This window comes from Tateyamaria omphalii, assembly GCF_014651375.1.
GTDB lineage: Bacteria > Pseudomonadota > Alphaproteobacteria > Rhodobacterales > Rhodobacteraceae > Tateyamaria > Tateyamaria omphalii.
The window spans coordinates 68,066-83,112 of the sequence record NZ_BMWT01000008.1 but is presented as its reverse complement, the minus strand read 5'-3'; the positions used below and the strand labels follow the sequence as shown (position 1 = coordinate 83,112).

15 protein-coding genes and 1 pseudogene are annotated in these 15,047 nt (G+C 55.5%); 5 read left to right on the top strand and 11 right to left on the bottom strand.

What is annotated here, in order from left to right; translation table 11 throughout:
• Positions 1-40: 40 nt before the first annotated feature.
• Both IE087_RS20970 and IE087_RS20965 read right to left on the bottom strand, forming a co-directional pair.
• A complete protein-coding gene (locus IE087_RS20970; RefSeq protein ID WP_189371364.1) occupies positions 41-439 on the bottom strand; it encodes a hypothetical protein in 399 nt (132 codons plus the stop codon).
• Positions 440-467: 28 nt separating this feature from the next.
• The gene (locus IE087_RS20965; protein ID WP_189371363.1) at positions 468-1,076 is read right to left on the bottom strand and encodes a hypothetical protein; all 609 of its coding nucleotides are present in this window, start codon (positions 1,074-1,076) and stop codon (positions 468-470) included.
• A 150-nt stretch (positions 1,077-1,226) separates the two neighbouring features.
• Between IE087_RS20965 and IE087_RS20960 the strand changes: the two genes are divergently transcribed.
• A complete protein-coding gene (locus IE087_RS20960; protein ID WP_189371362.1) occupies positions 1,227-2,147 on the top strand; it encodes a LysR family transcriptional regulator in 921 nt (306 codons plus the stop codon).
• On the opposite strand, the gene IE087_RS20955 is transcribed toward IE087_RS20960, so the two are convergent.
• The 6 genes from IE087_RS20955 to IE087_RS20930 are packed head-to-tail and all read right to left on the bottom strand — an operon-like array spanning position 2,148 to position 9,928.
• Positions 2,148-2,891, bottom strand: coding sequence for a PaaX family transcriptional regulator C-terminal domain-containing protein (locus tag IE087_RS20955; protein WP_189371361.1), 744 nt, complete (start codon positions 2,889-2,891; stop codon positions 2,148-2,150).
• 44 nt (positions 2,892-2,935) lie between these two features.
• Positions 2,936-4,966 carry a phenylacetic acid degradation bifunctional protein PaaZ gene (paaZ, locus tag IE087_RS20950; protein WP_189371359.1) on the bottom strand — a complete coding sequence of 677 codons (2,031 nt, stop codon included), beginning with the start codon at positions 4,964-4,966 and terminating at the stop codon, positions 2,936-2,938.
• Between the two features lie 30 nt (positions 4,967-4,996).
• A complete protein-coding gene (locus IE087_RS20945; protein WP_189371357.1) occupies positions 4,997-6,349 on the bottom strand; it encodes a TRAP transporter large permease in 1,353 nt (450 codons plus the stop codon).
• Complete coding sequence (locus IE087_RS20940; RefSeq protein ID WP_189371355.1) at positions 6,346-6,819, bottom strand: TRAP transporter small permease; 474 nt, start codon at positions 6,817-6,819, stop codon at positions 6,346-6,348. The genes IE087_RS20945 and IE087_RS20940 overlap by 4 nt, the downstream gene beginning before the upstream one ends.
• A 58-nt stretch (positions 6,820-6,877) precedes the next feature.
• Positions 6,878-7,891 carry a TRAP transporter substrate-binding protein gene (locus IE087_RS20935; protein WP_189371353.1) on the bottom strand — a complete coding sequence of 338 codons (1,014 nt, stop codon included), beginning with the start codon at positions 7,889-7,891 and terminating at the stop codon, positions 6,878-6,880.
• A 24-nt stretch (positions 7,892-7,915) separates the two neighbouring features.
• Positions 7,916-9,928, bottom strand: a complete 2,013-nt coding sequence (locus IE087_RS20930) for a 3-hydroxyacyl-CoA dehydrogenase NAD-binding domain-containing protein (protein ID WP_189371351.1) — start codon at positions 9,926-9,928, stop codon at positions 7,916-7,918.
• Between the two features lie 102 nt (positions 9,929-10,030).
• Here IE087_RS20930 and paaG point away from each other — a divergent pair, with 102 nt between their 5' ends.
• The 4 genes and pseudogenes from paaG (at position 10,031) to IE087_RS20910 (ending at position 13,024) form a co-directional block, all read left to right on the top strand.
• A complete protein-coding gene (gene paaG / locus IE087_RS20925) occupies positions 10,031-10,816 on the top strand; it encodes a 2-(1,2-epoxy-1,2-dihydrophenyl)acetyl-CoA isomerase PaaG (protein WP_189371349.1) in 786 nt (261 codons plus the stop codon).
• A gap of 41 nt (positions 10,817-10,857) precedes the next feature.
• Positions 10,858-11,127, top strand: a pseudogene (locus IE087_RS20920) (hotdog fold domain-containing protein); the annotation flags it as partial.
• Positions 11,124-12,422, top strand: a complete 1,299-nt coding sequence (gene paaK / locus IE087_RS20915; protein ID WP_189371345.1) for a phenylacetate--CoA ligase PaaK — start codon at positions 11,124-11,126, stop codon at positions 12,420-12,422. The pseudogene IE087_RS20920 and the gene paaK, both read left to right, overlap by 4 nt.
• A gap of 5 nt (positions 12,423-12,427) precedes the next feature.
• Positions 12,428-13,024 (top strand): TetR/AcrR family transcriptional regulator, encoded by a 597-nt coding sequence (locus IE087_RS20910; protein ID WP_189371343.1) that lies wholly within the window; start codon positions 12,428-12,430, stop codon positions 13,022-13,024.
• 103 nt (positions 13,025-13,127) lie between these two features.
• On the opposite strand, the gene IE087_RS20905 is transcribed toward IE087_RS20910, so the two are convergent.
• From IE087_RS20905 to paaD, 3 genes are read right to left on the bottom strand one after another with little or no spacing between them, the layout of a single operon-like run.
• Positions 13,128-14,198 (bottom strand): 2Fe-2S iron-sulfur cluster-binding protein, encoded by a 1,071-nt coding sequence (locus IE087_RS20905; protein WP_189371342.1) that lies wholly within the window; start codon positions 14,196-14,198, stop codon positions 13,128-13,130.
• 23 nt (positions 14,199-14,221) lie between these two features.
• Entirely contained in the window at positions 14,222-14,578 is a 357-nt protein-coding gene (locus IE087_RS20900) for a nuclear transport factor 2 family protein (protein WP_189371341.1), read from the bottom strand.
• A gap of 10 nt (positions 14,579-14,588) precedes the next feature.
• A complete protein-coding gene (gene paaD / locus IE087_RS20895) occupies positions 14,589-15,047 on the bottom strand; it encodes a 1,2-phenylacetyl-CoA epoxidase subunit PaaD (RefSeq protein WP_189371340.1) in 459 nt (152 codons plus the stop codon).

Here is a 15,047-nt window from a genome sequence, read left to right as displayed (position 1 = left end):
GGGAGTTCTCCATTTTAGGGGTGGTTGGGGATGTAAAGGATCAGGCGACGCTTCTCTGGCCGCCAAACCATTTCGTGGTCTCACGGACGTCGAATAGAAGAGAGATTGTGTTGACGACGAAGACGCTTGCGTAGGCGATGTAAGCGAAACTCGCATTGGCAGGCGTTTGGATCAGGTAGTTGCCGAGGATCGCAACTTGGGGCGCCCAGAACACGAGATGCGGTAAAGCCATCGCTGCGGAAAACCCGTTCTGTATCCAGGCGATCCCGAGGTTGGGGACGAAGCCGAGCATGGAAAGAAGCGGCACGATCAATCCAAGTGGGTCGTCCACAAGCGCGAGCGTGAGGAAGTTCACTGGTGCGAGGACCAGCATCATCCAGATTTGGGTCGGCACAGTCAGGCGCCGAAACGAGGCATACAGGTCTATGATCTTATTCATGGTACTTTCTCCGGAGCGGGTCAGGGGTTCAGCTGGCCAAAGCGGTCACAGCGGTGGGGGATTTGTAGAATTCTGCGATTGAGAGAACTTTGCGCACTCCGTTCTCTTCAACGATCAGTTGCGGGACGCCGCCAAGGTTCAGACTGGTGAGTGTCTCTCTTGCAACTGCCGCAGTTTGAGCAGCGGATTTGGTGCCATCTTCCAGCGAAGCCGTAACGCCAAGCCGAGCCAATGCAGTTTCAACGGCGGTGCGGTCTTGTGCGGATACACCTTCGATGTAGCGTTGATTTTGCAAGTCACGGGCCAGCCTGATTTCTACGCGGGCACCTTGATCGTGTACCAGAGCAGCGGCCCAAGCAGTGAAGCTTGAGTCTAAGACTTCAATGGGCGACCCAAGCACGTTATCGACATAGCGTTGATCAAAATCTTCCCCGGTCAGGCCAGCAACCCGCGTGTCATGAGCCAGCGCCGCCTTTCCGAAACCATCAGCCATGCGGTAGGCACTTGCGCCTTGAAAGAGATGTACATGGAGCATCTCCACGTCAGCACCACTTTCGATCAGCGCGGCGATCACGGGATGCGCACCGCGACACCAACCGCAATAGGTGTCGTAGATATATGTAAAGCGGCGGGACATTGAGGCGGCCTTTTTCTGGTTCGTCTGTTGAAACAAATCTAGGCGCCAGCACGTGTCATCTAAAGGCAAACTTTTGCTAAGCTGAGTCAACTAAAAGATGACTTTCGGTTTTCTCCTCTCTACTGTGCTTCCGAAACAAGGACAGCAGATATGTCAGAGAATCTGAACAGGCTTGCCTACTTCGTTGCGATTGCAGAGGAGGGCACCATCACAGCGGCGGCCGCGCGTTTGCGGGTCTCTAAAGCTGTCGTGAGCAAACAGCTCCAACTCTTGGAGGATGACCTTGGATCGACGCTTGTACTCAGAAACTCTCGGCACTTCAGTTTGACCGAAACAGGTGAGACCTTTTACGAGGCCGCGCGCGCGGCGGTTGCGCAAGCCAAGGACGCCTTTCATCTGGTGCGGAAGGGACGAGATGAACCGTCAGGAGAACTCCGCATCACGGCTCCAATGGAATTTGGCGTTGGCTATGTTGCGCCGGCAGTCGCAGAGTTTAGTTTGCTTTATCCTGCTCTCAAGATCGATCTGACGTTGAGCGATGCCCGGTTCGACCCGGTGGAGGCGCGGTTTGATATTTCATTTCGGGTCGGTTGGCTGGAGGACTCGTCGAACACTGCGCGGAAATTGACGGGGTTTTCTCAGATTGTCGTTGCAGCGCCGTCAATTATTGAGACCTTCGGTATGCCGCAAACGCTTGACGATCTTGCACGCCTTCCATTCATTGAGAACAGGGCATTGAAGACCCCGTCCAAACTGACCTTCACTGATAGGCGTGGGCTCAGTCGAGACATGACGTTTCAACCCTCTGTCAGCGGAGACACGACACAGGCTGTGTTGTCGGTGGTCAAGGCCGGTGGTGGCATTGCAAACATGCCAGATTTTATTGTTGTTGATGCATTGCGCACCGGGGAACTTGTTGATGCACTTCCGGAGTTTGCCTTGCCGTCTGGGACCATCTCCGCTGTTTTCCCGCCAACATCCTATCGCTCCGCAGCGACGCGGCGATTTGCCGAGTTCTTTTTCAAACGATTCCGCACTGGCAAGAGTTCGTCTGATCCAAAGAGCGCATGACTAAGACAGGCGTTTTCTGATCTGAGCAACAAGGCGACGACAGTCTGGTCCGGACCATGGCTTGAGAAACAGGTTGTCGGGCAAACTTGGGACTTTGAGCGCAATCCGTCTCCAGCTGTGAACGACCAACACCCGCAGAACTTCACGATGGAATTCGTCAAGTTTTGGTTCGTCAGCCAGCCAATAATCAAGATCCCTAAGCGTGTTGGCCAATGCTTGGGATTGCTCAAGCAAGCTCGCGTCGCAGAGCCGCGCGCGCATCCAATCGGGCAAATCGTTCGACTGGCCCATTTCAATGACGAGAGCGTCTTGCTCATCAGGCTGCACTCCCGTGATGCGCAAATGTCCTGTGATCCAGACCCCGGGCTCTTTTTGAGCACCGACTGGCTCACCGACGTTTTGCATCACGAGCCAAGCTTTGTCGGCAAGGGCTGTTTCTGAATAGATCCGGGGAGACGCCTTGATGCTCTCATCACGCCCTTTTTTTGTAAGGAAGTAGTTGCTCTTGCGTCCGTCCTTTTGACTGCTTAGCCATCCATCTTTCCGCAACCTATGAAGTGCTACACGGGTTGCTTCCGGCTTTATGCCGACGATTTCCATGAACTGTCTAAGGGTCTCGCCACTAAGCTGCGCGGTTTCGTCCTGCGCCAACTCACCAAAGACCGTGACAAGAAGCGACCAGACGCGCGGCGGTTGGCCGTTGTTCAAGCGCGTTGCCAGTTCTTTGACGTCAAGCCGTTCCATGCGCATGAGCTATAAGCCCATGCGCATGGGCTGCCAATGTCATGTCAGTAGGCATTCATTGTCAGAAGGTCATATTCAGCAACCAGATCGTCTTCTGAATTCGTCAAAGAGACATGCCACCGAACTTCGCCGTAGTCATCATTGCGCAGGGTCTTCTTCTTGACCGTGAGGCGCACTTTGATGCTTTCACCGGGTTCCACAGGTTTCATGAACCGCAGGTTGTCGAGGCCGGTATTGGCCAGTACGGGGCCCTCATTGGGTTCAACGAACATCCCAGCGGCGAAACTAATGAGCAGATAGCCATGCGCAACCCGGCCTGGGAAAAATGGGTTCCGTTCAGCTGCTGCTTGATCGGTGTGAGCATAGAACGTGTCGCCGGTGAAATTGGCGAAGGTTTCGATGTCATCCAGCGTGATCTCGCGCGGGTCGGAATAAAGCGTTTCACCCAGTTGAAGGTCGTGGAACGTGCGCGTGAAGGGGTGCGCGGGACCTTTCGTCTCGGTCGCACCCGGCACCCACTTCTCGCCAATGGCGGTCAGGATGTCCGGGCTGCCCTGAATGGCGGTGCGCTGCATGTAGTGCATGACGCCGCGCACGCCGCCCAACTCTTCGCCACCACCTGCGCGCCCGGGGCCGCCATGGACCATGTGGGGCATGGGGGATCCGTGGCCGGTGCTTTCCTTCATGCTGTCACGGTTGTTGAAGTAAAGCCGACCATGGAAAGCCGCCGATCCAAGTGCCATTTCGCGGGCAACTTTGGCGTCATGTGTGATGACCGATGCCACGAGCGAACCTTCACCGCGGTTCACGAGCGAGATCGCGTGATCGACATCCTTGTAGCCCATGATGGTCGAGACCGGGCCAAAGGCCTCGGTGTCGTGGATGCGCATCGCCGCATCGGGGGATGCACAGTGATAGAGCATTGGTGGCAAGAATGCGCCCTTTTCGGCGTCTGCACCCTGAACGTTGAAGTTGTTCGGATCCCCGATGACGCGCTCTGCCTCGCTGCTGAGTATGTCGGCTTTTTCGAGCACGTCACGTTTCTGACCGTTCGATACCAGCGCACCCATCCGGGTACCTTCAAGCTGCGGGTCGCCAATGATGTTTTTTGCCAGCCGTGCAGATAGCGCCTCGATCACCGCTTCGACCCTGTTCTCAGGGGCAAAGATACGGCGGATGGCCGTGCATTTCTGACCCGCTTTCGTTGTCATCTCGCGCTGTACTTCTTTGACGAACAGGTCGAATTCCGGCGTGCCGGGTTCAGCGTCTGGGCCAAGGACCGAAGCATTGAGGCTGTCCTGTTCAGCCACAAAACGGATTGAGTTTTCGAGAATATGCGGGTTTGAACGCAGCTTTAGGGCTGTCTGGGCAGAGCCGGTGAAGCTGACCACATCCTGCAGCGTCAGGCGGTCCAGCATATTGCCCAATCCACCCGAGACGAGCTGCAATGCGCCGTCTGGCAAAAGGCCACTTTCGAGCATGATCCGCACGGCAGCCTCGGTCACATAAGAAGTTGCTGTCGCGGGTTTGACGATGGCTGGGACACCGGCGATCAGCGTTGGGGCTAGCTTTTCGAGCATGCCCCAGACGGGGAAGTTGAAGGCGTTGATGTGCACTGCGACCCCTTGGAGAGAGGTGCAGATGTGCTGACCCAAGAAGGTTCCGTCTCGCGACAATTGTTCGACCTCACCATCGAGGTAAACACGGGAGTCAGGCATTTCCCGCCGCCCCTTAGAGGCGAAGACGAACATGGTACCTATGCCGCCATCGATGTCGATTTGGTTGTCGGCTTGAGTTGCTCCAGTCGAGAATGACAGATCGTAGAGTTTTTGTTTCTGCTCGCCCAGTTTCAGCGCGAGCGCTTTGAGCATTCGTGCGCGATCATGGAATGTCATGGCCCGCAATTTGGGGCCACCAATGTTGCGCGCATGGTCCAACATGGCTTGCACATCGAGTGCATTGTTGCCTGCCTCGGCGATAACCTCTCCGGTCACCGCACTTTCGATAAGTCGTGCACCAGAGCCAGGGCCAACCCACTCACCCGCAGCGAAGCTATTGATTTTTTGAAGTGTCATGAGAATCTCCGGTGTTTGCGGACGGCGGCATCAATGGCCGAGGCCGCCCATGTGATTGGGAAGGAAAAGGACAAGCGCGGGCAAAGCGACGATCAGGGCTAGGCGCAGGATGTCCGCGACCCAGAAGGGTGTGACGCCTTTGAAGATTGTTCCGGTTGTGACATCACCGACGACCCCTTTGAGGATGAACACGTTCAGGCCGACCGGTGGGGTGATCAGGGAGATCTCGACGACGACCACGACGACGATACCGAACCAGATTGGATCGAAGCCAAGTGACGTAACCAGCGGGAAGAAGATCGGCACCGTCAAAAGCAACATCGATAGGCTTTCGAAGACGCACCCTAGGATGATGTAGATCACAAGGATCATCATCAATACGGTCATCGGCGATAGCGAATAGGCTGTAACCAATTCGATCAGTGCGTTTGGCAGGCCAGCAAGGTTGACGAAGTTAGAAAAGATCTGCGCGCCAATCAGGACTGCAAAAAGGCCCGCTGTGGTGAAGCTTGTCTCTTTCAAGACCTCCAGAAGCCCGCCCCAATTCAGACTGCCCCGTGCAAGCGCAATCAGGAAAGCCCCCATGGCCCCCATACCGGCCGCTTCGGTGGGTGAAAAGGTGAGGTTCAAAGGCGCGATATCAAAGATGCCGTAAAGGCCGCCTATCACTAGGAAGAACAGAACCAAGACCGCCCAGACATCGCGCAAAGCCTTCCTGCGGGCGGGCCATTCAACGCGATCTCCGGCTGGGCCAGCTTCGGGGTTGCGCCACACTGTCCAGCGGACGGCGGCAAGGTAGAGCAGAATGCCGATCACTCCTGGAATGATGCCTGCCATGAACAGCTTGCCGATCGAGGTTTCGGTCAGCAGTCCATAGATTACAAGGATGACCGACGGCGGGATCAAGATGCCCAGCGTGCCACCAGCCGCGATTGAAGCGGTCGACAGTTGGTCGGAATACCCATAGCGGCGCATTTCGGGCATCGCGACTTTTGACATTGTGGCTGCCGTGGCCAGCGACGACCCGCAGATGGCGGAAAACCCGCCGCAAGCCAGAACGGTTGCCATCGACAACCCGCCGCGCAGGTGACCGAGGAAAGCGTTTGAGACCGCGTAAAGCTCTCGGGCCATGCCGCCTTTGTTGACGAACAGGCCCATGAGAATGAACAGCGGGATGACAGAAAGCCCATAGTCTTGCGCGGTGTCAGTGACCTGACGGCCCACCATGGACATGGCTGCTTTGAGACCGCGCTCGTCAAAAATGCTGCCGCCGCGTTCATAGGCGAAGCCAAGCGTTCCAACGAGGCCCATGGCGAAGACAATGGGCATTCGGCACAGCACCAGAACAAGGACAACGGCGAAACCGATCAGGGCGACAGTCATGATTTCGCTCCGCGGACAAAGATTGCCAGACCAACGCAGATCATGGCGATCATTGTGATGGCCAGCGATCCTGCGATGAACCAGCCAACAAGAAACTGTGGGATAGAGAGGTACTCGGTGACATCGCCAAAATCGCGCGAGCGTTCGGCAAGGATCCAAACCCGTTGCAGAGGCCAGAACAGAAGCGCGCCGCAAATCAGGAACAAAAGCCCTTCACGCACGCGCGTCAGTCCGGCTTTGGCAAATAGGTTGTCGGTCAGATCGACCGCGATATGTTCGCCATTTGTTGAGACGATTGGCATGACAGAAAAGACGATGATGGCCATGAAGATGCGGGTCAGTTCCGTTGCCTGTTCGATCGGGGCATTTGCCACAGATCGCAGCATCACGTCAGAGAAGGTCATGACCATCAGCAGAAACAAGGCGGCCGCTGCTGTCACAACAGGGATGTGGAGAAGAATGCGCAGCATCGTACGTCCGATCAAAGTTGGGAGAGGTTGCGGGTGCGATCACCCGCAACGTTTGGTTTTATTGAGCAGCCAAATCTGCTTTGACCTGCGCGTAAGCGGCGCTGGCATCGACACCTTTGCCGTCAACCTCTTGCAGAACATTGGCGATGATGCCCTCGGAGAGCTTCTCGAATGCTGCGACGTCGTCCTCTGATGCCGGCACAATGGTGTTTCCATCTGTGTTTTCGGTCGCTTGGCGGCCTGCAGCGTCAATGTCGTCCCAAACAGCGCCGAGTGCTCTGCTGAGCGGCTCACCGAAGACCTGTTCTTCCAAGGTCGTTTGGTACTCTTCGGGCAGGTCTGCAAAAACGTCTTCGTTCATGATGAATGCGAACGAACCGCGGTACAGACCACCGGGCAATTCGTAGACGTTTTGCGCAACTTCCGTCAGCTTGAACCCTTTGCGGGATTCTAACGGCATGACAACGCCGTCTGCTGCGTTTGACGCCAAGGTCTCATAAACTTTCGGGGCTGGGACCTGAATGCCGGTTGCGCCAAGCGCGCTGCCAACATCACCGCCAACACCACCTGGAATACGGACCTTAAGACCGGACACATCTTCGAGTGAAGCTATCTCACTCGAGGTATGCAGCTGAGCGGGGCCATGCGTGTGCATTGCAATGACTTTAACGCCGCGATGCTCGTCGGCTGCTTTGAGGTGAGACTCGTAGACACGCCAATAGGCAACAGAGGCCTCTTCGGCAGTTCCTTCGTAGCCGGGCAGTTCGATCAGTTTGGTCGTCACGAAACGTCCAGGCTGATAACCATGAAAAATGATCGACAGATCTGCAGCACCGTCCTGCACGATGTCCATTTGTGCTGGTGGTGGCGCGATGCCAAGCTTCAGTTCGGCTGTGACTTTGCCGTCGGTTGCTTCTTCAACCATGTCGACAAAAGTTGGCCACATTTGTGCATTGATGCCATGTGTAGGTGGTGCCCAGCTGGAGATGACAAGCGTGTGTTCTGCTTCAGCAAAGGCTGCGCTGACAGACAGTGTCAAGGCAATGCTGGCCGATTTGATCAGGTGTTTCATAGAGTTCCTCCCATTGGTTGGTTGCTAGGTTTGATAGCGTTTGGCGATTTTCCAGGAGCCAGGACTGCGACTGGACACGCTGCGCAGGGCTGCTGCGATGTGTTGCGTTCCCGTGCGATCCGCATGGTGCATCGGCCCGCCGGTCCAGCGGGGGAAGCCGTATCCCTGTACCTTGACCATATCGACCGCCGCGTCGTTTTCGGCGATGCCTTCCTCGACGATTTGAGCGCCTTCGTTCGCCAGAACTGCAAGCAGCTGGTTCTGGATGTCTTGCGTGGAAAATTCGCGTCGTTCGATGCCCTGGTCCTGGGCGTAGGACTTAATCACGTCCAGTACGGTCTGCGATTCCGTTTTGGATTTTGGCCCGTCCGGGTAGTCGTACCAACCTTTGCCGGATCGTTGGCCAAAACGACCTGCACCGCAAAGCCTGTCCGAAATCGTGACATGCCGTTCGTTGATGTCGCGTGTTGCGTCCTGGCGACGCCGGTTCGCTTCGGCGATCTGCAGTCCAGACATATCTTGCGCTTCGAATGGTCCCATGGCCATTCCGAAAGCGCGCATTGCTGCATCAATTTGCGTTGGTGTTGCGCCATCCGCGAGCAGGTATTCGGCTTCCCTGCGGTATGCCGCGAGCATGCGATTGCCGATGAAGCCGTCACAAATGCCTGAGAGTACAGCGACTTTCTTCAACCGCTTGGCCAAAGCGAAGGCCGTTGCGAGGGTGTTGGCCGAAGTGGTCGGCAATCGGACAACTTCGAGCAGCTTCATAATATGCGCGGGCGAGAAGAAGTGTAGGCCGATCAGTCGCTCTGAGTTTGCGATCCCTTCAAAGATCTCGCGTGGATCAAGGTATGACGTGTTGGTCGCAAGCAGGGCCCTGTCGCCGACTACCGCTGCAAGTTCTTCGAAGACTTGTTGCTTGACGGTCAAATCCTCAAACACAGCTTCAATTGCCAGATCGACATCGGCGGCGTCAGAATAGTTGGCAGTGGCGGTGAGTTTTGAAGAGAATTCCGAAAACGTTTCGTTGTTGATTTTGCCGCGTTTGCGTGCACCTTCAAGAAGCGACAGGACGCGGTCATTGCCTGCTCGTGCAGCATCCTCGTTCTGTTCGATGAGACAAACGCTGCAACCTGCAAAAAGAAAGGTTGTTGCGATACCTGCACCCATCAGGCCACCACCGACGACAGCAACATGCGCGATGTCGGCTGCTGTTCCGCCCTGAATCGTATTGGGTTTCGCAACCTGACGCTCGGCAAAAAACGCGTGGCGCAGTGCTTTGCTTTCTTCTGATTGCCGCAGTTTGAGGTGCAACTTCCGTTCGCGCGGCTGACTTTCTGGGAACGGGTTCAACGCCCATTGAAGTGCGTCAAAGTTCAGAACAGGCGCTTTTTGACCCCGTGCCCGGGTCACCAGTGTTCGACGTTTTTCCTGGAACCATTCCGCTTCAATGGCGGGGGCGATGCGCTGCGATACTGGCTGGGGAGGCGATTGGTTCCAAGCGAGCGCCGTATTGAAGGCGTCATCAGAAATGGCATCAATTGCACCAAGTGACAGCGCGGTTTCAGCGTCCAACAACTTTGCCGAGCACGCCATGTCGATGGACGCTTCCCACCCGAATAAGCGAGGCGCGCGTTGCGTGCCACCCGCACCAGGAACAAGGCCCATGTTCACTTCTGGCAATCCGAACCGTGTGCCATGGGTTGCAATGCGAAACGCACAACCCATTGCGATTTCCAACCCGCCGCCCAGAACGGTTCCGTGCAATAGGGCGAGAAATGGCGTTTCGCTGTTTTCGATAGCTTGAACAACGTCTGGTAAATGTGGCTCTTCTGCAGGGCGATCGAATTCACTCATATCGCCGCCTGCAACGAAGGTACGCCCGGTACATTTCAATACCGCAAGACGGCAACCTTGCACCGAAGCGACAGCGTCTAGAAGGCCCTGACGCACGGCAGTGGATGTCGCATTCACCGGCGGATTTTCGATGGTGACGACGGCAACCTGACTTTGAATTTCAACCGTGACGACGGGCATTGTGATGGCTCATTTTGTTCGAATCGTTTGTGGCTTTATAAATTGACCGTCCGGTCGGTTTATGCAAGAGCTATTTCAAACAAAGCACGAAAGAGCAATCCCATGACTCAGACAATACTGGTCGAAGACATTGATAACTGGAGACAAATTACGCTGAATCGGCCGAATCGTCTCAACAGCTTCAATGATGAGATGCACGGTGCGTTGCGCGCGGCCCTTGAAGAAGCGCGCGATACATCCAAACGTGCCGTGCTTTTGACCGGGGCCGGTCGCGGGTTTTGTGCCGGACAGGATTTGGGCGATCGTGACCCGTCAAAGATGGACGGACCGCCCGATCTGGGAAAGACAGTGCGCGACTTTTATGCGCCTTTGGTCAACTTGATCCGCTCATTACCGTTCCCCGTTGTCTGCGCCGTAAATGGTGTGGCTGCTGGGGCAGGGGCTAACCTCGCACTCGCATGCGACATGGTACTGGCGGCAGACAGCGCGAAGTTTATTCAGTCCTTTTCCAAGGTGGGGCTTATTCCTGATACAGGCGGCAGCTTTCATTTGCCGCGCCTGTTGGGAGAGGCGCGTGCAAAAGGGCTTGCCTTCACCGCGCAACCTTTGTCGGCCAAGCAGGCCGTCGAGTGGGGGCTGATCTGGAAGAGTTATTCAGATGAAGATCTGATGGCTGAAGCTCGCGCTTTGACGGCATCTCTTGCGGCAGGACCAACACTTGGCTTGGCGAAAACCAAAGCGGCGATTCAAACCGCTGCGATGAATACGCTTGCGGAGCAGCTGGAGCTTGAGGCGGATTTTATGAAGCTGTGTGGTGAAAGCGCAGATTATGCCGAAGGCGTCAGCGCATTTCTGGAAAAACGCCCGGCGGCGTTCAAAGGAGAATGAGCATGACGCCACAAAACCGTTCCAATCTTGCCGCTGCGGCCATGAGGAGCGATGCCTCTGCCTTTGCCAGTGATAGCCGCAACCAATCCACGGTCGCCCAAAATAACATGATCAGCTTTTTTGCCCCTGTTCAAAGGGATGATCAATTGACCGACATCGCGACAGAAGGCTCGCTGATCGGGCGCAACGGCATCTACGACGTACGCGCCACAAACCAAGACGACTTAACAGTCGCTGAGATGCGCGGGTTCTCCCGTGCCATCAAGGGACATCTTTTTGACGAAACCGATGGGGAGGAGACCCAATCATGAAAGACCTAACGCCAAACCCATCGGATCTTGATCCAATTGAAATTGCGAGCCGCGATGAAATCCAAGCATTGCAGCTCGAGCGCATGAAGAAGACCTTGCGTCACGCCTATGAAAATGTCCCTATGTACAAACTGCGGTTCGACGAGGCGGGGGTGCATCCCCATGACCTGACCTCGCTCGAAGACCTGGCCAAGTTTCCATTCACGTACAAAGATGACCTGCGGGCGAACTATCCATTTGGCCTTTCGGCTGTTCCGCGGGATCAGCTTGCCCGCATCCATGCATCTTCGGGGACAACTGGAAAACCGACTGTCGTGGTTTACACCAAGAACGATATCGACGTGTGGGCCGATGTTTTGGCGCGGTCCTTGCGCGCCGCAGGCTTGCGGGCCGGTGATACCGTGCACAACGCATACGGCTATGGCCTGTTCACGGGCGGTCTTGGTGCTCACTATGGGATTGAACGATTGGGCGCGACTGTCGTGCCGATGGGCGGCGGCCAGACCGAAAAACAGGTCGGCTTGATCACGGATTTCCAGCCACAGGGCATCATGGTGACCCCCTCTTATATGCTGAATATCCTTGAAGGGTTCCGTAAAGCGAGGATCGATCCGCGCGAAAGCTCGTTGCAAGTAGGTGTCTTCGGGGCCGAACCCTGGACAAACGCCATGCGGCTCGAGGTCGAAGAGGCCTTTGATATGCATGCGGTTGATATCTATGGTCTTTCCGAGATTATTGGGCCAGGCGTCGCCAATGAATGCGTTGAAACGAAAGACGGTCTGCACATTTGGGAAGATCACTTTTACCCAGAGATTATTGACCCGATGACTGGTGAGGTCCTTCCGGATGGTGAAGAAGGCGAGTTGGTGTTCACTACCTTGACCAAAGAAGGTATGCCGATGATCCGCTATCGCACACGCGACCTGACGCGGCTGTTGCCAGGTACTGCGCGGTCAATGCGGCGCATGGAAAAGATCACCGGGCGATCCGACGATATGATCATTTTGCGCGGCGTGAACGTATTTCCGACACAAATCGAAGAGCAGGTGATGGCGACCGAAGGGCTAGCGCCGTACTTCCAGATTGAACTTGTGAAATCAGGGCGCATGGACGCAATGCGTGTACATGTCGAGGCTGAAGGCGGCGCTGACAAAACCGTTGCTTCGAAGAAACTGATGAAGCAGATCAAAGATATGGTTGGCATCAGCACCGACGTTATCGTCGGTGATCCAGGCAGTGTTGCGCGCAGTCAAGGCAAAGCGGTACGTGTCGTAGATAACAGGGACAAGGATTAAGCGCATTGGCAAGAACAATCGCGAAAGATCACGATGAGAAGAGAGAGCGGATCCTCGGAACCGCTGCTCGGGTTTTTGCCGACGAAGGATTTGCACGCGCGTCGATGTCACAGATCGCCAAAGACTGTGGCATCTCAAAGGCCAACATCTATCACTACTACAGCAGCAAGGATGCTTTGCTGTTCGACATTCTCGACACATATCTCCGCAAGCTGCGTGACCGTTTGGCGTCCGTTGCATCAGAAGGACCCACGCCTGAACACCATCTTTTTGAATTCCTCCACGAGACACTGTTGGCTTACCACGGGATGGACCACGAACATAAAATCCAAACTGAAGGTGTTCCGCTGTTGCCGCTGGATCAGCAATCAGTTCTGAAGGGCTATCAGCGCGATATGGTCAGACAACTGAGCGAAATCATCCAGCTTATCTCGCCAAATGCCTTTACTTCGGACAAAGCGAAACTAAGGGCCGTCACCATGTCGGTGTTCGGCATGGTCAACTGGTTCTATATGTGGAACCCAGGTGCGGACTCAGGAGAACGGGCCGAGTACGCCAAAATGGTTGCCAAGCTCACCACGGACGGTGTGCGCGGACTATAGAGTCGCTTTGCAAGGTAACCCCTGTTTGAGGTGCCGCTACAATTGCAGACGCTTCGCTGGGTTATTCTAGTAGCAAAGGACCTACAAAAACTGTGGGCTTCTCTCAGTGCTGATCGAAATCGACGACGACTTCATCGGTCACAGGGAACGATTGGCACGATAGAACAAACCCATTGGCCACTTCATAGTCTTCCAACGCGTGGTTCGCGACCATCTCGACCTCACCTTTGAGAACACGGCATTTGCACGTTGAACAGACGCCAGCCTTGCAGGCGTAAGGTGCGTCGAGAGAGTTCTCCAAAGCTGCATCCAGGATCGTTGTCGATTTCTCCATGATTACTGTCCGGGAAGCGCCATCAACGATGATCGAAGCTTCAGTTTTGGCTTCATCTTCGACGTCTTGTGCAGCCTTCGCTTTCCGCTTCAATTTGCCCGGCTGGCTGCTTGCAAAGAGCTCGAACTTGATCTGCTCGTCTTTGAGGCCATGATCCTTCAAAGATGCTGCAATACCCAGCATCATCGGTTCAGGTCCGCAGATGAATGCGGTGTCAATTGTGTTGATGTCGATCCACTGTTTGAACAACGCTGCGCACTTTTCTTCATCCACGCGGCCCGTGAATAGGTCAATGTCCTGCGCGTCACTTCCAAGTACGTGGATCAGCGTGAGGCGGCCCATGTGCGTGTTTTTGAGGTCTTCGAGCTCTTCGCGGAACATGATCGTGTTCACGCCGCGATTGGCATAGACCAGCGTGAATGTGCTGAGTGGTTCGCGTTCCAGAACTGTTTTCAGGATCGACAGCACTGGCGTGATGCCGGACCCACCCGCAAAGCCCAAGTAGTTCTTTGCGGCTTCCGCGGACACGGGTGTGTGGAAGCTGCCCATCGGCTCCATCGCTTCAATCACCATGCCGGGCTCAAGGCTTTCATTGGCCCAGGTAGAGAACGCCCCACCATCCACGCGCTTGATGCCGACCTGCAGAAGTCCGTCATCGACGCCGGCGCAGATGGAGTAGGAGCGACGCAGCTCCGTCCCGTCGAAATCTTTGCGGAACGTCAGGTACTGACCTTGCGTGAAGTCAAAGTCTCCTCCGTTGAAGGGTTTGAGCGAGACAACAACTGCGTCACGGATCGTCTTGTGCACGTCAGTGACGGTCAATTCATGAAATCTGGGCATTGGACGATCCTCTTTGGCTGGGTTCAGTAGTGGCGGAACAGTTTAGAGGCGATGCGCCAAGTGCCATCGTCCAACTGCATCAAATGGAAATGGTTGTCGAAGGACATGCCAAGCAGGTTCTTTTCGACGATTGAGGCGCTGGCAATCTTGTCGGTCTCTGTTAGGGCTGTAATCTCGGCGGTGTAATCGTCGCCGACTTCATTTGCCTCAAGCGCACCGTAGAATGGCTCTGGTCCGTCCTGCAAAAGGTCTGGTCCTAGGTACCCGGTCATCTTGGCACCGTCTGCAAAGACAGTTTTCAAAAGCGCGACATCGCGTGTTTTGGTCCCAAGGATGTAAGCCTCGACGACAGCTTTGGGGGTGTTGGTATGGTCTGACATCTTGGTCTCCTTAGATGCACTTGAAGTAATCGAATGGTTCAAGGCAGCTTTTGCAGCGCCATTGTGCCTTGCAGGGGGTAGAGCCGAATTGGCTGATCTTCTCGACATGTGTCGCGCTGCAATGGGGGCACCGCTCGGGGCCGCCGGCCGCCTGGGGAGGCGCGATACCGTATTCTTCCAACTTGCTGCGGCCCTTTTCGGACAGCCAATCGGTGGTCCAGGCAGGCGCGATCTGTGTCTTGATGCGAACGTCATTCAGTCCGCGGTCCCGCAGCGCGGTCTCGATATCAATCGAGATGATGGAAGTGGCGGGGCATCCTGAATAGGTTGGCGTGACGGCCACCTCCAAGGTGTCGCCGTCCCATTGCACGCTTCTGACAATGCCGAGATCCACCACCGAGATCACAGGGATCTCGGGGTCGGGTACGGCATCCAGCCAATCCCAGATCTGTGGCACATCAGGACGCAT